This window comes from Arthrobacter sp. 05L44 (assembly GCF_056397605.1).
Genome location: NZ_JBFTNS010000001.1, coordinates 730,157 through 747,892 on the forward strand (window position 1 = coordinate 730,157; position 17,736 = coordinate 747,892).

Annotated in this window: 15 protein-coding genes; 6 read left to right on the top strand and 9 right to left on the bottom strand. The window is 67.5% G+C overall.

Translation table 11 applies throughout. From position 1 onward, the window contains the following. Positions 1-117: 117 nt before the first annotated feature. The 6 genes from AC1DHY_RS03370 to paaA are packed head-to-tail and all read right to left on the bottom strand — an operon-like array spanning position 118 to position 5,036. Positions 118-897, bottom strand: coding sequence for an enoyl-CoA hydratase/isomerase family protein (locus tag AC1DHY_RS03370; protein ID WP_476878608.1), 780 nt, complete (start codon positions 895-897; stop codon positions 118-120). A 35-nt stretch (positions 898-932) separates the two neighbouring features. Beyond that, positions 933-2,159 (bottom strand): 1,2-phenylacetyl-CoA epoxidase subunit PaaE, encoded by a 1,227-nt coding sequence (paaE, locus tag AC1DHY_RS03375; protein ID WP_476878609.1) that lies wholly within the window; start codon positions 2,157-2,159, stop codon positions 933-935. Positions 2,160-2,174: 15 nt separating this feature from the next. Next, positions 2,175-2,750: a 1,2-phenylacetyl-CoA epoxidase subunit PaaD gene (gene paaD / locus AC1DHY_RS03380; RefSeq protein WP_476878610.1), complete on the bottom strand. Its 576-nt coding sequence runs from the start codon at positions 2,748-2,750 to the stop codon at positions 2,175-2,177. Positions 2,751-2,752: 2 nt separating this feature from the next. Continuing rightward, positions 2,753-3,679 carry a 1,2-phenylacetyl-CoA epoxidase subunit PaaC gene (gene paaC / locus AC1DHY_RS03385; RefSeq protein WP_476878611.1) on the bottom strand — a complete coding sequence of 309 codons (927 nt, stop codon included), beginning with the start codon at positions 3,677-3,679 and terminating at the stop codon, positions 2,753-2,755. Then, positions 3,676-3,996, bottom strand: coding sequence for a 1,2-phenylacetyl-CoA epoxidase subunit PaaB (paaB, locus tag AC1DHY_RS03390; protein ID WP_476878612.1), 321 nt, complete (start codon positions 3,994-3,996; stop codon positions 3,676-3,678). Before paaB ends, paaC begins: the two co-directional genes overlap by 4 nt. Beyond that, positions 3,993-5,036 carry a 1,2-phenylacetyl-CoA epoxidase subunit PaaA gene (paaA, locus tag AC1DHY_RS03395; RefSeq protein WP_476878613.1) on the bottom strand — a complete coding sequence of 348 codons (1,044 nt, stop codon included), beginning with the start codon at positions 5,034-5,036 and terminating at the stop codon, positions 3,993-3,995. The genes paaB and paaA overlap by 4 nt, the downstream gene beginning before the upstream one ends. 199 nt (positions 5,037-5,235) lie before the next feature. Here paaA and AC1DHY_RS03400 point away from each other — a divergent pair, with 199 nt between their 5' ends. Both AC1DHY_RS03400 and AC1DHY_RS03405 read left to right on the top strand, forming a co-directional pair. Beyond that, positions 5,236-6,303 (top strand): LCP family protein, encoded by a 1,068-nt coding sequence (locus AC1DHY_RS03400; protein WP_476903151.1) that lies wholly within the window; start codon positions 5,236-5,238, stop codon positions 6,301-6,303. A gap of 52 nt (positions 6,304-6,355) precedes the next feature. Next, entirely contained in the window at positions 6,356-7,426 is a 1,071-nt protein-coding gene (locus AC1DHY_RS03405; RefSeq protein ID WP_476878615.1) for an LCP family protein, read from the top strand. A gap of 36 nt (positions 7,427-7,462) precedes the next feature. On the opposite strand, the gene AC1DHY_RS03410 is transcribed toward AC1DHY_RS03405, so the two are convergent. Together AC1DHY_RS03410 and rfbB are read right to left on the bottom strand one after the other, a co-directional pair. Next, positions 7,463-8,881: a sugar nucleotide-binding protein gene (locus tag AC1DHY_RS03410; protein ID WP_476878616.1), complete on the bottom strand. Its 1,419-nt coding sequence runs from the start codon at positions 8,879-8,881 to the stop codon at positions 7,463-7,465. Between the two features lie 3 nt (positions 8,882-8,884). Next, the gene (gene rfbB / locus AC1DHY_RS03415; protein WP_476903152.1) at positions 8,885-9,883 is read right to left on the bottom strand and encodes a dTDP-glucose 4,6-dehydratase; all 999 of its coding nucleotides are present in this window, start codon (positions 9,881-9,883) and stop codon (positions 8,885-8,887) included. Between the two features lie 66 nt (positions 9,884-9,949). On the opposite strand from rfbB, the gene rfbA reads away from it, so the two are divergent. From rfbA to AC1DHY_RS03435, 4 genes are all read left to right on the top strand, one after another. After that, complete coding sequence (gene rfbA, locus AC1DHY_RS03420) at positions 9,950-10,813, top strand: glucose-1-phosphate thymidylyltransferase RfbA (protein WP_476903153.1); 864 nt, start codon at positions 9,950-9,952, stop codon at positions 10,811-10,813. A gap of 93 nt (positions 10,814-10,906) precedes the next feature. Then, entirely contained in the window at positions 10,907-13,147 is a 2,241-nt protein-coding gene (locus tag AC1DHY_RS03425) for a S9 family peptidase (RefSeq protein ID WP_476903154.1), read from the top strand. A 215-nt stretch (positions 13,148-13,362) separates the two neighbouring features. Then, a complete protein-coding gene (locus AC1DHY_RS03430) occupies positions 13,363-14,121 on the top strand; it encodes a peptidoglycan-binding protein (protein ID WP_476878621.1) in 759 nt (252 codons plus the stop codon). Between the two features lie 100 nt (positions 14,122-14,221). Then, positions 14,222-16,678 carry a hypothetical protein gene (locus tag AC1DHY_RS03435; RefSeq protein ID WP_476903155.1) on the top strand — a complete coding sequence of 819 codons (2,457 nt, stop codon included), beginning with the start codon at positions 14,222-14,224 and terminating at the stop codon, positions 16,676-16,678. Between the two features lie 407 nt (positions 16,679-17,085). Here AC1DHY_RS03435 and AC1DHY_RS03440 read toward each other — a convergent pair whose 3' ends face one another. Further along, positions 17,086-17,685, bottom strand: coding sequence for a GNAT family N-acetyltransferase (locus AC1DHY_RS03440; RefSeq protein WP_476878182.1), 600 nt, complete (start codon positions 17,683-17,685; stop codon positions 17,086-17,088). Positions 17,686-17,736 lie beyond the last annotated feature (51 nt).

Genomic DNA, 17,736 nt, shown 5'->3' on the forward strand with positions numbered 1-17,736 from the left:
TCAAGTAGCAACCGACCAATGCTACCCAGCTCTTCGGGCACCCAGCGAACGGCGACGGTAGTTCCTACGTAAGCACCGGGTAGGCCGCCACGGAGGGGGAAGCCCGCCGCGCTGCGGTCAGCCCTTGAAGACCGGGCTGCGCTTCTCCTGGAAGGCCAGGAAACCCTCGGCGTAGTCCTCACTCTTGCAGAGCCGCGCCTGCTCCGCGTTCTCCTCCTCCATGGACGCCCAGAGGCCCAGCCGCTGGTCGCGGATGTGCGCCACCAGTTCCTTGCTGGCGTTGAACGCCCCGGTGGCGCCGCTGGCCACATTGGCGACGATGCCGCGGGTGGTCTCAAGCAGCTGGTCCGCGGGCATGGCCCGGCTGAACAGCCCCTGCGCCACAGCCTCGGTGCCGCTCATGAGCTCGGCGGTGTAGATCAGGTCCAGGGTCCGGTGCATCCCCAAACGTTCCGTGAAGTACCAGTGCCCGCCGGAATCCAGGGTGGCCCCGAGCTTGGCGAACGGGGACCCGAACTTGGCGTTGTCCGCGACGTACACCACGTCCGTGGCGAGCAGGAGCCCGAGCCCCACGCCCAGGCAGGCACCGTGGGCCGCGGCGAACGTCGGTGCGGGGAAGGAGCTCATCTTCTGCAGCAGCGGCTGCACCAGGCCGCCCAGGTAGCCCTGGACGTCGTCGTTCGCCGGAGTCACCCCGGCGATGTCCCTGCCCGCGCAGAACGCGCGGCCCTCACCGCGGAGCAACAGCGCCCGGACCTCGCCGCGAGCGGCGGCCGCGGCGGCGTCGTCGTACGCCTGTGCCAAATCCTTCAACGCCTGCTCGTCCAGCGAGTTCAGCTTCTGCGGGGCGTCCAGAACAACTTCGGCGATGCCGTCGGCGACGGTCAGGGAAATCATGCGGCTCCTAGGGTTTGAAAAAAGGCGGCGGAAGGCTAGACGTCGAAGTCGACAGTGACTTCCGGGGTGGTCGGGTGGGACTGGCAGGTCAGGACGTAGCCCTTGTCCAGCTCATCCTGCTCAAGCGCGTAGTTCTCGTCCATCGTGACGGTTCCGGTGACCACCTTGGCGCGGCAGGTGCCGCACACCCCGCCGGCACAGGCGAAGGGGACGTCCGGCCTGACCCGCAGGGCCGCGTTCAGGATCGATTCACGGGCGTGCGTGGGGCTGGCCACCTCCCCCTGCAGGCCGTCGAGTTTGAACGTGATCTTGTACGTTTCTTTGGACTCGTCGGCGATCACGGGACGGCCGATGTTGCCTTCGGGACGGTCCGGTTTGCCGGAGGTGAACAGCTCGAAACGGACATGCTCCGGCTTGACGCCGCGGGCCGCGAGGGTGTCGCGGCACAGTTGCACCAGCTCGAAGGGCCCGCAGAGGAACCATTCGTCGACGTCGTCCGCGTGGATGGCGGTGCCGAGCAGTGTCTGCAGCTTCTCGGAGTCGATCCGGCCGCTCAGCAGCGGGGCGATCCGCTGTTCGCGGGACAGTACGTGGTGCAGCGCCAGCCTGGCCGGGTACTTGTCCTTGAGGTCGGCCAGTTCCTCGAGGAACATCACGTCCATCGCGGCCTTGTTGGCGTAGACCAGGTCGAAGCGCGTGTCCGGGTGCGCCGCGAGCAGCGTCCGGGCAATGGCGATGACGGGGGTGATGCCGGATCCCGCCGCGATGGCCACGAAGTTCCCGGGCTCGCCGGCCAGCTCCTCCGGATGGTTCATCGAGTTCATCACGTTTTGTTCGACCGGCTTGCCGTCACGGCCGTGCTTGGACACAAAGGCACCCATCGGGCTCATCACGTCCAGGACGTCGCCGGCTTTGAGCTCGGCGTTGGCCCAGGTCGAGAACATCCCGCCGAGGTCCTTTTTGATGGCCACGCGGATCTCGCTGCTGCCGTCCGCGAAGCTGCGCGGCTCGGCGCAAATGGAGTAGCTGCGGCGCACCTCGTGCGGTTCGCCCTGCTCGTCCGGCAGCGTGGTGCGCAGCGCGACGTACTGTCCCGGGAGGTAGTCGAACTGTCCCGCCAGTTCGGGCGGGACGCCGAAGGTGACCTCGATGGCGTCGTCGGTGAGGCGGCGGACCTCGTCCACGGCGAGGGCGTGGAAGGACGCACGACGGCGGCCGGTTGCCGTGGCCTGCTCGGCGGCGGTCTGGCGGACAACAGTCATGGGAGCACCTGTTCCTTACAAAACTTTGAAATAGTCGAACGGTTCCTTGCACTCCTGGCAGACGTAAAGCGCCTTGCAGGAGGTGGAACCGAAGCGGGTGAGTTCCTTGGTGTGCAGCGACGAGCACTGCGGGCACTTCACGGCGAGAGAGAGCCGGACCGGCCCGGAGTGTCCGCCTGCGGCCGAGCGGCCGGAGGGCGGCGCAATTCCGTACTCCTGCAGCTTGGCCTTGCCTTCCGCGCTCATCCAGTCCGTGGTCCAGGCCGGGGAAAGCACCAGGTCGACGTCGACGCGCGGATAGCCGGCCCGGTTGAAGGCACTGGTGAGGTCGTCGCGGATGGCATCCATAGCCGGGCAACCCGAGTAGGTGGGCGTGATGGTGATCCGCACACCGGGGACCATACCGCCGTCGTCCGCGCTGGGCTCCTTCGTCACAGTGACGCCGCGGAGGATCCCGAGATCCGCGATGGTGAGGACCGGGATCTCCGGGTCGCACACCGTGGCGGCGAGCTCCCAGGCCTTCTGCTCAGCAGTCTGTTCCCGGCGGACCGTGGAATCGGCCGTGGGGTGGCTGACGTACATGTCCGGCATGGTTACCAGCTCGCTCCGGGGAATTCACGGGCCAGGACCTGCATCTCCGCGAGGAGGTAACCCAAGTGCTCGGAGTGGAGGCCGCGGCGTCCACCGCCGGGGGCCGGCTGGACCTGCGGAACGTCGAGTTCGGCCTCGGCCAGGACCTCCGCGGTGAGCCGGTCGAAGTCGGCGCGCAGGCTGGAGGGCTGGACGGACACGCCGGACTCACTGAGGCGGGCCGTGAGCTCGTCGTCGCGGAAGAGCTCCTCCACATACGGCCAGATGACCTTGAAGCCGTGGATCATCCGCTCGCGGGATTCCTCCGTCCCGAGCGCGAGGCGCAGCACCCACTGGGCGCTGTGGTCGCGGTGGTAATCCACTTCCTTGACGGCCTTCGCCGCGATCCCGGCGAGGGTGGCGTCGGTGGACTCGGCCAGCCGGCGGTAAAGCTCGAACTGGTAGTAGCTGACGACGAACTGCCGTGCGATGGTGACCGCGAAGTCACCGTTGGGCTGTTCGAAGAGTTCCACCGAACGGAACTCGTGTTCGCGGCGGAAGTAGGCGAGATCGTCCTCGCTCCGGCCGTCCAGTCCCCCGGCGTAGCTCAGGAACGACCGGGCGTGGCCCAGCTGGTCCAGTGCGATGTTGCCCAGGGCGATGTCTTCCTCAAGCTCAGGGGCACGGGAAATCCAGTGGGCCAGCCGCTGGGCCAGGATCAGGGCGTCATCGCCCAGGCGCAGGGCGAGCTCGGCGGCGTCCGCGCTGGGCTTGGCGGTCCCCCGGCTGACGGCCAGGGCGATGTCCTCCGGCCGAAGGGCGTTGCCCGGGGTGATGCGGGTGGCACTGGCCGTGCCGTCGCCCCCGGCGCCCGCCCCGGCGACGCCGACGGAAATGTTGCCGTGGCCGCCGTCGTGGTCCGTCTCGGTGGTGGTCTCTGGGGTGCTCACAGGTGCTTCACGCCCTCGCTCTTGGTGTAGTACGTCGCGTGCCGGTAGTCCTTGCCCTGCGGCGACTCGAAGAAGGCGCCCTTGGCGTCCGGGTCGCTGGAGGCGATGGCATCCGCGGGGACAACCCAGATGGAGACACCCTCGTTGCGGCGGGTGTAGAGATCGCGGGCGTTGCGCAGGGCCATGGCGGCATCCGGGGCGTGCAGCGATCCGGCGTGGACGTGGGAGAGCCCGCGGCTGGAGCGGACAAAGACTTCCCAGATGGGCCAGACGTTGCCTGCGTGCGGTTCGGGGGTGGGGGCCACGTTGGGGCTCATGCTGCGGTTTCCTTTTCTGCGAGCTTCTTTGCCTGCTTTTCCGCGTAGGCGGCAGCGGCTTCGCGCACCCAGGCGCCGTTCTGGTGTGCGTCGCGGCGCCGTTCCAGGCGCTGGGCGTTGCACGGGCCGCGGCCGGCCAGGACTTCATGGAACTCGTCCCAGTCCAGGGGCCCGTGCTCCCACTTCCGGGTTTCCTCGTTGAAGCGGATGTCCTTGTCCGGCAGAGTGAGGTCCAGGACCTTGACCTGCTCCATCATCATGCCGACAAAGCGGTTGCGGAGCTCGTCGTTGCTGAAGCGCTTGATGTTCCAGGCCATGGACTGCTTGGAGTTGGGGGAATCGTCGTCCGGCGGACCGAACATCATCAGGGCGGGGGCGTACCAGCGGTTCACGGCGTCCTGGGCCATCTGCTTCTGCTCGGGGGTACCGTGCGAGAGTTCAAGCAGGATCTCGAAGCCCTGCCGCTGATGGAAGGACTCTTCCTTGCACACGCGGACCATGGCGCGGCCGTAGGGACCGAACGAGGCGCGGCAGAGCGGCACCTGGTTGGCGATAGCGGCGCCGTCGACCATCCAGCCGATGGCACCCATGTCGGCCCAGGTCCGGGCCGGGTAGTTGAAGATGGACGAGTACTTGGCCTTGCCGGCCATCAGGTCCTGCATCATCTGGTCGCGCGGCTGGCCCAGGGTCTCGGCGGCGGAGTAGAGGTAGAGGCCGTGGCCGGCCTCGTCCTGGACCTTCGCCATCAGGATGGCCTTGCGCTTCAGGCTCGGCGCACGCGAGATCCAGTTGGCTTCCGGCTGCATGCCGATGATCTCCGAGTGGGCGTGCTGGGAGATCTGGCGGAGCAGGGTTTTGCGGTACGCCGGGGGCATCCAGTCGCGGGGCTCGATCCGGGAATCGTCCGCCATGACCTTGTCGAAGTAGGCCTGGCCCTCGGCGTCGTAGCGGGCCGCGTCCTCGGGGCTCATTTCGTGCCTGGCCTCGTGCCGTGCCGGCGATGGCTCGGCGGGCACTGACTGCAGGGTCTGCGATGCCATGGTTGCTCCTATGCATTTCCGATAAATAATTACCGACCGTTCGTTCAGGATATGCGGAAGGCGGGAAACGAGTCAAGCACACGACGACGGCGCCGCCCCCATTTTCCCGCCGGCCCATCCACCGGCCCTGCGGCCGCGGTGTTAAGTTTGTAGCGGGGGCCTAAACCCGGACAGCTCGCCGGCCGACCTTGAGGATGCCATGACACACCCGTTCGACCCCGACGCCCACGCCCCCGAGCCGGCCGCCCGCGCGCTGCCGCCCGCCAGGAAGCGACGCGGACGCAGGGTGCTGATCGCCGTCGCCGCCGTCGTGGCCCTTGTGGCCGTGGTGGTGGGCGGCTACCTCTTCAACCTGGCCCACACCTGGGACTCCGGCACGCACAAGCTGGAGCAGGCCTTCCCGGCGGATTCGACGCGGCCGGCCAAGACCGGCGCAGCCCAGGGCGCGATGAACATCCTGGTCATGGGCAGCGACAGCCGTGGAACCGCCGGAGCGGACAACACCGGCGGCACACCCTCGGACCAGCGCGCGGACACGCTGATCCTCCTGCACATCCCCGCGGACCGCCAGCACATCTACTCCATTTCCATCATGCGCGACCTCTGGGTACCCATCCCCGGCCACGGCGAGTCAAAGATCAACGCGGCGCTGGCCCTCGGCGGCACCCCGCTGATGGTGCAGACCATCGAGTCACTGTTCAAGCAGCGCATCGACCACGTCGCCATGGTCGACTTCGAAGGATTCAAGGGCCTCACGGACGCCCTGGGCGGCGTGACCGTGAACATCAAACTGCCCTTCACCTCCGATGCCCTGCCCGGCAAGACCTACGCCCCCGGCGAGCACACCTTCAACGGCACCGAAGCGCTGGCCTTCGTCCGCGAGCGCCACGCCTACGCCGACGGCGACTACCAGCGGGTCCGCAACCAGCAGGAGTTCCTGCGGGAAATCATCAAGAAGTCGATCTCCGGCTCCACGCTGACCAACCCGGTGACGGTCAACAACATGGTGGGGGCTGTCGCACCGTTCCTGACGGTGGACAAGGGGATGGACTCCGCCACGGTGGGCGGCCTTGCCTTCGAACTGCGGAACATCCGGTCGCAGAACACCGTGATGTTCACCCTGCCCACCGGGGGCGTCGGGACGTCGGCGGACGGGCAGTCCATTGTGGTGGCGGATCCGAAAGCCATCCAGGACCTGGCCGCGGCGATGGCCGCGGACAAGCTGGGCGAATACGTGGCGGCGAACAAGTTGGAAAACGGCAACTGATCTCCGCCGTGTGAGGCGGTCCGGGCGGGACCGGCGGTGATACTGTCCCGTCATGGCCAGCCCTGAACCCGCAGACCCACCGGCAACTCCGCCCCCGCCTCCGGCCCCGCCGGCGGATCGGAAGCGGCGCCGGATCCTGATTGTCGCCCTTGCGCTGCTGCTGAGCGCCGGCGTCGCTACCGCGGCGTTCCTGCTCGCACCACGCACCGAGACCGCCGCCCCGGTCCCGAGCCCCACCCCGACTGCGACGCCGAAGGCCACACCGAAGCCCACCCCCAAGCCGGTCCCGGAGCCGGCACCCACCGCGCTGAACATCCTGCTGATCGGCAGCGACAGCCGGGTGGACCAGCGCGGGGCGGCCGCGGCCGGCAAGGCAGCCGACCAGCGGGCCGACACCATGGTCTTCATCCACGTGCCCGCGAACCGCAAGCGGGTCTACGGCATCTCCCTGATGCGGGACCTCTGGGTCACCATCCCCGGCCACGGTGAAGCGAAAATCAACGCGAGCCTGCAAATGGGCGGCATCCCGCTGGCGACGCGCACTGTCGAGTCCCTGCTGGGCCAGCACATCAACCAGACGGTGATGGTCGACTTCCAGACGTTCACCGCCCTCAGCGATGCCGTCGGCGGCGTCGACGTCAACGTCAAGCAGGCCTTTACGTCCTCGATCGACCCGTCCGTCCGGTTCCCCGCCGGCGTCAACCGGCTCAAGGGCGCCCGGGCACTGGACTTCGTCCGCGAGCGCAAGGCCTTCGTCGACGGCGACTACCAGCGCGTGCGGAACCAGCAGACCTTCCTCAAGGCCGTCCTGGCCAAGGTGGTCAAGCAAAGCGTCCAGGACCGCGCCACCGCCCGGAAGGTGGCGGCAATCGCGCTCCCCCGGATCACGCTGAGCCCGGCATTGACGCTGGACACGCTGACGCGCCTCACCTACAGCTTCCGCACCACCCCCGCGGGGGGCGGAGTGTTCTTCACGCTGCCCACGGCCGGCATCGGCACCAGCGCCGACGGCCAGTCGATCGTTCTCCAGGACCCTGCGGCCACGGCGGGCGTTGCGGCGGCCTTGCGCGCCAACAAGCTGGACACGTACGTGGCCGTCCACAAGCTCCAGAACGGCAACTAGGCGGCGGATCTTGCGCCTGGGAAAATCCCGCCGCCGCTACATGGCCAGGGCAGCGAGGTAGCCGGACAGGGCTTCCTTCGCGTCCCTGGGCTTGAATCCGGCCGCGGTGATCTTCTCCAGGGACAGGACACTGTTGAGCGGGCGCGGGGCCGCGGCTTTGCCTTCGAAGTACTTCTCGGTGCTGATGCCGGTGACGGCGTCGCGGGGTTTCCCGCAGGCCTCGAAGACGTCGGCCGCGATCTCGGCCCAGGACTGCGGGTCCCCGCTGTTAGTAAGGTTGTACGTCCCGTACTCCGCCGCCGACTCCAGCAGGTGCCGGATGCCTGCGGCGATATCCTCCGTGAAGCTGAGGCGGCCGATCTGGTCATTGACCACCGACGGTTCGATGCCGCGCCCGGCCAGGGACACCATGGTGCGGACAAAGTTGTTGCCGTCCCCGATGACCCAACTGGTGCGCACCGTGTAGTGCCGCGGCACGGCGCTGGCGGCCGCATCCCCGGCGGCCTTCGTCTGGCCGTATACGCCCAGCGGGGTGGCGGGCTCGGATTCATCGTGGGTCCCTAGGGTGCCGTCAAAGACGTAATCAGAGGAGACGTTCACCAGGGTGAGGTCGTGATCGACGGCCGTCCGGGCCAGACGTGCGACGGCCGTGGCGTTTACCGCCCACGCGGTGCTGCGGCCCTCGGGGGTCTCGGCGGCGTCGACGGCGGTATACGCGGCGGCATTGATGATCGTCGAGTAGTTTTTCCAGTTCCGGGCGGCAAAGGCGTCCTCGCTGCCGAGGTCGAACTCGGCCCGGCCGGCGAACTCGACGTGCGTCTCGCCGTCGTACGCCGCGCGCAGCGCCTTGCCGAGCTGGCCGTCGGCGCCCAGGACCAGGATCTTCTTCGGCGGCATCGGAACCACGTCCGCGAGCCGCGGGTGGGCCTTGTCCTTGTCCGAGAGCTCGGCGTCTGCCAGGGGCACCGGCCAGGCGATGGCTGCGGCCTCGTCGGCGAGGTTCAGGAACGTGTACTGGCCCTGGGCGTCGGCGGACCAGTGGTCGTTGACCAGGTAGGTGTAGGCGGTGTTGTCCTCCAAGGTCTGGAAAGCGTTGCCCACTCCGCGGGGGATGAAGATGGCCTGGCTGGGGTCCAGTTCGGCGGTGAACACGGCGCCGAACGTCGCACCTTCGCGCAGGTCCACCCAGGCGCCGAAGATTTTGCCGGTGGCCACGGAGATGAACTTGTCCCACGGCTCGGCGTGGATGCCGCGGGTGGTACCGGCTTTCTCGTTGAAGGAGATGTTGTTTTGCACCGGCCGGAAGTCCGGCAGGCCCAGGGCCACCGTCTTTTCCCGCTGCCAGTTCTCCTTGAACCAGCCACGGTTGTCACCGTGGACCGGGAGGTCGTAGAGGACGACGCCGGGGATGGGGGTCTGGTGGGCGGTGAGCTTCTTCGAAAACTCGATCGACATGTCCTACTGGCCCTGTTCCTGGTACCGGGCCTCGGTTGCGGCCTTCTGCGGCCGCCACCAGTCCTGGTTGTCCCGGTACCAGGCAATGGTGTCCTCGATGCCCGACCCAAAGTCGGAGAACTGCGGCTCCCAGCCGAGCTCGGTCCGCAGCTTCGAGGAGTCGATCGCGTACCGCAGGTCGTGGCCGGGCCGGTCCATCACATGGTCATAGGCGTCCGTGGCCTGCCCGAAGTGCTTGAGGATCAGCTCCACTACCTCTTTATTGTTCTTCTCGCCGTCGGCACCGATCAGGTACGTCTCCCCGATCCGGCCCTTGGCAATGATGGCCAGCACGGCGGAGGAGTGGTCGTTGGCGTGGATCCAGTCGCGGACGTTTTCCCCCTTGCCGTACAGCTTGGGCCGGATGCCGTCGATGACGTTGGTGATCTGCCGCGGGATGAACTTCTCCACGTGCTGGTACGGGCCGTAGTTGTTCGAGCAGTTGCTGATGGTGGCTTGCAGCCCGAAGGACCGCACCCAGGCCCGGACCAGCAGGTCCGAACCCGCCTTGGTCGAGGAGTAGGGGCTTGAGGGGTTGTACGGGGTGTCCTCGGTGAAACGCTCCGGGTCATCCAGTTCCAGGTCGCCGTAGACCTCGTCCGTGGAGATGTGGTGGAAGCGCTTGTGGTGCTTCCGGGCCGCCTCGATCAGCGTGTACGTGCCGATGATGTTGGTGTCCAGGAAGGGACGCGGATCGTGCAGCGAGTTATCGTTGTGCGATTCAGCGGCGTAGTGGACCACGACGTCGGCCCCGGCCACCAGGCCGTCGACGACGGCGGCGTCGCAGATGTCGCCCTGCACAAACCGGAAGCGGTCCGCCGGCAGGCCGTTGAGGGATTCCAGGTTTCCCGCGTAGCTGAGCTTGTCCAGCACCGTGACGTGGTGGTCGGTGTTGTCCAGGACATAGTGGACGAAGTTGGAACCGATGAAGCCGGCGCCGCCGGTAACGAGGAATCGCTGCATGGTTTATATCGTTCCACAGCGAGGCAGATTTGGTTGAACGAGAAACCTCGGTGGAAGATTGGCGTCATGCGCGGAATTATCCTCGCCGGGGGGACCGGTTCACGACTTCATCCAATTACGTTGGGCATCAGCAAACAGCTGGTACCGGTCTATGACAAACCAATGATTTATTACCCGCTTTCAACGCTGATGCTGGCGGGTATTCGCGACATCCTGATAATCACCACCCCCCAGGACGGCGACCAGTTTGAGCGCCTGCTCGGCGACGGCAGCCGGTTCGGCGTCAGCATCACCTACAAGCAGCAGCCCTCCCCCGACGGACTGGCGCAGGCCTTCGTGCTCGGCGCCGACCATATCGGCGACGGCCCGGTGGCCCTGGTGCTGGGCGACAACATCTTCTATGGGCACGGCATGGGCACCCAGCTGCGCCGCTTCGAGAACATCGACGGCGGTGCCGTCTTCGGGTACTGGGTGGCCGACCCGTCGGCCTACGGCGTGGTCGAATTCGATGCCGCGGGTAAAGCCGTCTCGCTGGAGGAAAAACCGGAAAATCCCCGCAGCCACTACGCTGTTCCCGGCCTCTACTTCTACGACAACGATGTTGTGGACATTGCCAAGAACCTCACACCATCGGCGCGCGGCGAATTGGAAATCACCGACGTCAACCGCGTTTATCTCGAACGCGGGAAGCTGCAGGTGGAAATCCTTCCGCGCGGATCGGCATGGCTGGATACCGGAACTTTTGATTCGCTGAATGAGGCATCGGAATTTGTCCGCACGGTCCAGAAGCGCCAGGGCCTCTCCATCGGCTGCCCCGAGGAGATCGCCTGGCGGCTCGGCTTCCTGGACGACGACGCGCTCCGCGAGCGTGCCGAGCCCCTGGCCAAGAGCGGTTACGGGCGGTACCTGATGGCCCTGCTCTCCGAATGAGCCCGAGACGCTGACAGCGGCCGTCAATGAGCGCCGGTCTCCCGGTAGCGAACACAGGCCGGCCGGCGTCGTCGGCTCTATATATTGGTGAGCATGACTGAGACTCCCGCCACCCGGGGCCTTTCCGGCGCCGCCGCACCTGCCCCCGTCGCCCCCGTGGCCAAGAAGGTTCCTTTCCAGCGGACCCACCACGGGGACGTCTTCGAGGACAACTACGAGTGGCTCCGGGACAAGGAATCCCCGGAGGTGGTGGAACTCCTGCAGGCCGAGAACGCCTACCAGGAGGCCGTGACCGCCCATCAGGAACCGCTGCGCGAGGCAATCTTCCAGGAGATTAAGGGCCGCACCCAGGAAACCGACCTCTCCGTGCCGAACCGCAAGGACGGCTGGTGGTACTACACCCGTTCCGTGGAGGGCAAGGAGTACGGCATCCAGTGCCGCGTCCGCGCGCAGGACAGCGGTGACCGGGTGGCGGACTGGACGCCGCCCGCCGTCGAGGTCGGCGTCGGGATTCCCGGCGAGGAAGTGCTGCTGGACGGGAACGTGGAGGCCGAGGGCAAGCCGTTCTTCGCCGTCGGCGGCTCCGCGGTGACCATCGACGGGAACCTGTATGCCTACGCCGTGGACAACGCCGGCGACGAGCGCTTTACGCTGCGGATCAAGGACCTCCGGACCGGGGAACTGCTGCCCGACGTGATCGAGAACGTCTTCTACGGCGTCTCCTTCTCCCCCGACGGCACCCGGATCTTCTACACCGTGGTGGACGCGTCCTGGCGCCCGTACCAGGTGAAGTCCCACGTGCTGGGCACGCCCGTCACCGATGACGAAGTGATCTACCAGGAGGACGACGTCGCGATGTGGCTCGGCTTCGAGCTCTCCGCGGACCGGCGCCACCTGGTCCTGGGCATCGGCTGCTCGGAGTTCAGCGAGACCCGGCTGCTGCGCTTTGATGCGCCGGACGCCGGGCTGACCACCGTGATCTCACGCGACGAGCGCATCCTGTACGAAGCAGAACCGTTCCTGCTGACCGGCCCGGACGGCGAGGCCTCCGAAGCCATCCTGCTGACCCACAACAAGGGCGCCATCAACTCCATGGTCTCGCTGGTCGATCCAGCCGAACTAGCCAAGCCGGCAGCCGAGCAGCACTGGCGGACCGTCGTCGCGCATTCTGACGAGGTCCGCGTCAACGGCGCCGGCGTCACGTCCACCCACCTGGTGCTGTCCATCCGCAAGGACACCATCGAGCGGGTGCAGGTCCTGCCGCTGGCCGGGCTCGGCACCCCGGAACAGGGCGACCCGGTGGAACCGGCCTTCGACGAGGAGCTCTACACCGCCGGTGTGGCCGGCTCCGACTACGAGGCCCCCGTGATCCGGATGGGCTACACCTCCTACTTCACGCCGTCGCGGGTCTACGACTTTGTGCTCCCCACCCCGGACCAGCCCGCCGGAGAGTTGCTGCTGCGGAAGGAAAGCCCGGTGCTGGGCGGCTACTCGGCGGCGGACTACGTGGCCACCCGGGAATGGGCAGAGGCCGCGGACGGGACCCGGATCCCGCTCTCGGTGCTCCGGCACGCCTCGGTGGCGCCGGATTCGACGGCGGCCGGCCTGGTCTACGGGTACGGCTCGTACGAGCTGAGCATGGATCCGGGCTTCGGCATCCCGCGGCTTTCGCTGCTGGACCGCGGCATTGTGTTTGTGATCGCGCACATCCGCGGCGGCGGAGAGCTGGGCCGGCACTGGTATGACGACGGTAAGAAGCTGCACAAGAAGAACACCTTCACCGACTTCATCGCCGCGACCGACTGGCTCGCCGGATCCGGCTGGGTGGACCCGGCCCGGATCGCGGCCATGGGCGGCTCGGCCGGCGGCCTGCTGATGGGCGCCGTGGCCAACCTGGCGCCGGAGAAGTACGCGGCGATTGTCGCCGCGGTCCCGTTCGTGGATGCCCTGAGCACCATCCTGGACCCCGAGCTCCCGCTCTCCGCCCTGGAGTGGGAGGAATGGGGCAATCCCATCACGGACCCCGAGGTCTACGCCTACATGAAGTCGTACACCCCGTACGAAAACGTCCGGGCGGCGGCGTATCCGAAGATTGCCGCCGTCACCAGCTTCAATGACACCCGGGTGCTCTATGTGGAGCCCGCCAAATGGGTGCAGCGGCTGCGCGAGGAGAACACTGGCAGCGAGCCGATCGTGATGAAGATCGAGATGGACGGCGGCCACGGCGGCGCCTCCGGCCGGTACGTCCAGTGGCGGGAACGGGCCTGGGACTACGCGTTCGTCGCGGACTCCCTCGGTGCGGCTGCCCTGCTCCCGGGAGCCGGCCTGAGGTAGCCCCTCCCCGATCGATTGCTCCGTAACCGCCGTTTTGAGGGTCCAAAAGGGCCCCTACGGAGCAATCGATCGGGATTTCAGATCCCGCGTGTACCAAAATTTGATCATCATGCTTACTATTGACCTGCACTAGGCACGTCGGTGGAGACACTGCTCACTGGGGGCAGCACAAAACCGTGCCGGAACTGGAGTCATTCGTGAGTACTGAACGAGCTATGAGCGGCCTGTCTGACGAGGAACTGCTGGCCGAAGGCGCCACCGCGCTCCCGGACAAGGAAGTCGCGTCCGTCCTGGATCTGAATGCCGACCTGAATCTCGGCATCAGCGCCGCCGCTCCGATCGACCTCGGCGTCGCGGCCAACGCCAACGTCGCGGCCCCGATCGATGCCGGAGCATCAGCCAACGTTCTCTCCGTGGGGTCGGACTCGCAGGCCCTGGCGGACCAGGGAACCCTCATCAACCAGGGCATCACCGGCGACGCCACGGCCCACTCCGTGCAGGACAGCGCCATCGACCAAGGCACCGCTGCCGACGGCGGCGCTACTGCTGCGCCGGCAACGGCAGATCCCGCGGCTGCTCCGGCTGCGGTGGATCCGGCCGCCGTCCCTGCTGTCGATCCGACGGCGGTTCCCACCGGGACTACCGACGGCGGCATTGTCCCCGGCGGTGTGCTGCCTGGTGGAACCACTCCGGACCTTGGCGGCGTTGGTGCCGGTGCCGCGGGCGCCCTGAACGGCAACCTGCTCAACGTCAACGTCAACCTGGACGCCAACGCGGGCATCGCCGCCCCGATCAACGGTGCCGTGGCCGCCAACGCCAACGTTGCGGCGCCGATCGACGCCGCGGTTGGCGCCAACATCGGCTCCATCGACAGCCAGGCCTACGCCGTCGCCCACCAGGATGCCATCATCAACCAGGACATCCACGGCAATGCCACGGCTTCGGCCGACCAGCAGTCCGACCTGAAGCAGTAGCACGCAGATGAGCACCGTTTACGGGGGGCCGTCCGACCAGGGCGGCCCTCCGGCCCTGTCCGGCGATGACACATCGGCTGCCGGATCCGCAGCGTCTGGCGTGGCTGGGGCGACGGCTCCCGGCGCGGCTGGCACGGCCGGCACCCCTGGCGCGCCGGGAGCGGAACCCGGCCTTCCGGCGTCGTCCTCTACAGTGGGCACCCTGCCGCCGCCGGCCCTGGCCGACGGCGTCCAGCTGCTCGGCGAGACCAAGGGCTCCGGCTACAAGCAGGCGCCCTCACTGGTCCGGCGCGCCGACGGGCAGACCATCCAACTGACGCGGCTGCTCTATTTGGTGCTCGAGGCCATCGACGGGCAGCGCGGACTGGAGGAGATCGCGGGGCACGCGGGCGAGGCGACCGGCAAACCCATCAGTGCCGAGAACGTGCGGACGCTGATCGACTCCCAGCTGCTCCCCCTGGGCCTCCTGCGCCTGGCGGACGGCTCGCAACCGGAGGTCAAGAAGTCCAATCCGCTGCTGGGCATGCGGTTCCGCTACTCTGTGACGGATCCGGAGCGGACCCGGAAAATCACGTCGCCGTTCGCCGCGCTCTTCAACCCGCTGATTGTGGTGGCGGTGACGGCTGCCTTCCTCGCGACGTGCTGGTGGGTGCTGATGGTCAAGGGGCTCGCCTCCGCCACCCATGAAGCCTTCGCCAACCCCGGCCTGGTGCTGCTGATCCTGCTCGTCACGGTGCTCTCAGCCGGGTTCCACGAATTCGGCCACGCTGCTGCGGCCCGCCGCGGCGGTGCCACGCCGGGCGCCATGGGCACCGGTTTGTACCTGATGTGGCCGGCGTTCTACACGGACGTCACCGATTCGTACCGGCTGGGCCGGGGCGGCCGGATCCGCACTGACCTCGGCGGGCTGTACTTCAACGCGATTGTCGCCGTCGTCATCATGGGTGTCTGGTGGGCCACCGGCTTTGACGCGTTGCTGCTGGTGGTGGTCACCCAGATCCTGCAGATGGTCCGGCAGCTGATGCCGATGATCCGTTTCGACGGCTACCACATCCTGGCCGACGCCACCGGCGTCCCGGACCTGTTCCAGCGGATCAAGCCGACCCTGCTGGCCCTCATTCCCTGGCGGAAGACTGACCCCGAGGCCCAGCTGCTCAAGCCGTGGGCCAGGGCAGTCGTTACGGTCTGGGTTCTCGTCACGGTGCCGCTCCTGGTGTTCAGCCTGCTCAGCATGGTGCTGACCCTCCCCCGGGTCCTCGGCACCGCGTGGGACAACGCCGCCAAGCAGGAGGCCATGTTCGCGCACAGCCTCTCCGCCGGGGACTTTGCCGACGCCGCGGTGCGTGTGCTGGCGATCATCTGCATCGGCCTACCGGTTCTGGGCATCTTCTACATCCTGCTGCGCCTGGGCCGGCAGTTCGTCACCGGACTCTGGGCCAAGACCCGGGGCAAGACACTCCAGCGCGGCGTCGCGATGGCGGCCATCCTGGCCGTCACCGCCGGCCTGGCCTGGGCTTGGTGGCCCGGCGCGGAGACATACCGGCCCGTCCAGCCGTACGAGCGCGGGACCCTCAGCGACATCACGACAACCGCTTTCCCGGCGCAGTCCCTCACCGGGATGAAGGAGGGCCAGTCGGGAAAGACCGTGGCGCTCTGGCCCCAGGGCGCCCGTAAGCCCACCCGTGAGAATCCGCAGTTGAGCATGGTGCTGGTGCCTCGCGACCCGGCCGCGCAGGCTGCCGGTTCGGGTGCGTCCGGCTCATCGGCTCCGTCCGCCCCGGCTCCGTCCTGGGTGTTCCCGTTCGACAAGCCTGCTCCACCGCAGGACGGCGGCAACCAGGCACTCGCCGTGAACACCAAGGACGGCTCCGTGGTGTACGACGTCGCCTTCGCCCTTGTCTGGGCCGACGACGGCGCCGACGTCCGCAACCGCAACGACGCCAACGCCTTCGCCAGCTGCAAGGACTGCGCCGCGGTAGCTGTGGGCTTCCAGGTGGTGCTGATTGTGGGGCAGGCCAACGTGATTGTCCCGGAGAACCTCTCCACCGCGGCCAACTACAACTGCCTCCGCTGCCTGACCTACGCCCTGGCCAGCCAGCTGGTCCTCACGCTGGACGGCCCGTTGAGCGCGGACGGGATGACCAAGCTCAACGATTTGTGGCGCCAGATCGCGGAGTACGCCGGAAATATCCAGAACGTCCCGCTCTCGGAGATCCAAGGCAAACTGAACGGCTTCAAGGAACAAATCATGGAGATCGTCCGGACGGATCCCAGCGCCACACCGGCCGGAGCCGCTTCTCCGTCCGGGACGTCCTCACCGGGTTCGACGCCGGCACCGAACACCGGCGGGACGGGCGGCTCCACGGAGCAGCCTGCCCCCGGCCAGACGGCTGCTCCAGCGCCGGGTGAAACCGTCGCTCCGGGTGCCCCTGCTCCGGGAGGGCCAGCGCCTGCACCCACCCTGGCGCCTGCTCCCGGGCAGCCGTCCGGCGGCGTCGTCGACCCCGCCCCGGCGACGACGGCTGCCCCCACGGACACGGCCCCGCCGGCGCCGTAGGGCTTGCTGGGTGGCGGGGGCTGGTCCTCCGCTGGTGTTGCTCGCTGATTTGTTGCTCGCCGATTCGCCACAGATGGCCGCTAAGGGACTCCCCTTAGCGGCCATTTCTGGCAAACGGGTGGCGCGGGCGTGGTCTTGGTGGTGCGGGCTCGCGTCGGATGTCGTACTCGCGCCGTGGATGCGAACCCGGACAAGCCCACTCCTGGACCGCCGGCATGGCCGACGAATGGACATGCTCATTCCTGCACACGCGCGGCTGGCGAAACCTCGACTGCGTCTTTCGGGATCCGGATGCAGGGAGCGCCAGCCAGCCGAAACCACCCGTTTGCCAAAAATGGCCGCTATGAGGCCACGCTTAGCGGCCACTTTCGTCACTTCGAGGCGTCAATTGGTCGGGTCAGCCCACGTCACGAACCCGCACCCGCACCCGCACCCGCACCACCCTGCCGGGCCCGCCATTCGTCGGCGAGCAGTGCGTAGACCACTTCGGTCGCCCACTCCCCCTTGTAATGCCACTTGTCCACCTGGGTGGATTCCAGGCGCATGCCAAGGCGGGTGCAGAGAGCTGCGGAGGAGGTGTTGAGGGCGTCGAGCTTGGCATCGATCCGGTGGAAGCCCAGCACTCCGAAGCCCAATTCCAGGATCGCGGCCGCCGCCTCCGCCGCGTACCCTTTCCCGCGGGCCGCCGGGGCCAGGCTCCAGCCAACCTCGGCCTGGCCGCGGCCGGGCAGCCATTTGAGGACCACTTCGCCAATCAGCCCGGGCGCCTCCGCGGCCTCGATGGCGAGGGCCACCCAGTCGCCCTCTTTCTCGAATTCGAAGTTGGCGTACTTGCCCACCTGCTCCATGGATTGGGTGTAGCTCTTGGCCTCCCGCGGCAGGAAGCGGGCCGTCTCGGGCAGCGAGTGGTAGGCGTGGAAGGCATCAAGGTCCGCGGCCTCGAACCGGCGCAGCACCAGCCGCTCAGTGCGGATGGGCAGGCTGAAGGGAAGGCTCGGGTCGGTCATGCCCCCACGCTACCCATCGATTGCTCCGCAGGTGCCGTTATGGGAAAAGGG

What these genes read in the sequence shown, in the direction of transcription:
- AC1DHY_RS03440 (WP_476878182.1), bottom strand. Translation starts at nt 17,685, where the DNA reads ATGACCGACCCGAGCCTTCCCTTCAGCCTGCCCATCCGCACTGAGCGG.
- AC1DHY_RS03430 (WP_476878621.1), top strand. Translation starts at nt 13,363, where the DNA reads ATGAGCGGCCTGTCTGACGAGGAACTGCTGGCCGAAGGCGCCACCGCG.
- paaA (WP_476878613.1), bottom strand. Translation starts at nt 5,036, where the DNA reads ATGGCATCGCAGACCCTGCAGTCAGTGCCCGCCGAGCCATCGCCGGCA.
- paaD (WP_476878610.1), bottom strand. Translation starts at nt 2,750, where the DNA reads ATGCCGGACATGTACGTCAGCCACCCCACGGCCGATTCCACGGTCCGC.
- rfbB (WP_476903152.1), bottom strand. Translation starts at nt 9,883, where the DNA reads ATGCAGCGATTCCTCGTTACCGGCGGCGCCGGCTTCATCGGTTCCAAC.
- rfbA (WP_476903153.1), top strand. Translation starts at nt 9,950, where the DNA reads ATGCGCGGAATTATCCTCGCCGGGGGGACCGGTTCACGACTTCATCCA.
- AC1DHY_RS03400 (WP_476903151.1), top strand. Translation starts at nt 5,236, where the DNA reads ATGACACACCCGTTCGACCCCGACGCCCACGCCCCCGAGCCGGCCGCC.
- AC1DHY_RS03410 (WP_476878616.1), bottom strand. Translation starts at nt 8,881, where the DNA reads ATGTCGATCGAGTTTTCGAAGAAGCTCACCGCCCACCAGACCCCCATC.
- AC1DHY_RS03425 (WP_476903154.1), top strand. Translation starts at nt 10,907, where the DNA reads ATGACTGAGACTCCCGCCACCCGGGGCCTTTCCGGCGCCGCCGCACCT.
- paaE (WP_476878609.1), bottom strand. Translation starts at nt 2,159, where the DNA reads ATGACTGTTGTCCGCCAGACCGCCGCCGAGCAGGCCACGGCAACCGGC.
- AC1DHY_RS03405 (WP_476878615.1), top strand. Translation starts at nt 6,356, where the DNA reads ATGGCCAGCCCTGAACCCGCAGACCCACCGGCAACTCCGCCCCCGCCT.
- paaB (WP_476878612.1), bottom strand. Translation starts at nt 3,996, where the DNA reads ATGAGCCCCAACGTGGCCCCCACCCCCGAACCGCACGCAGGCAACGTC.
- AC1DHY_RS03370 (WP_476878608.1), bottom strand. Translation starts at nt 897, where the DNA reads ATGATTTCCCTGACCGTCGCCGACGGCATCGCCGAAGTTGTTCTGGAC.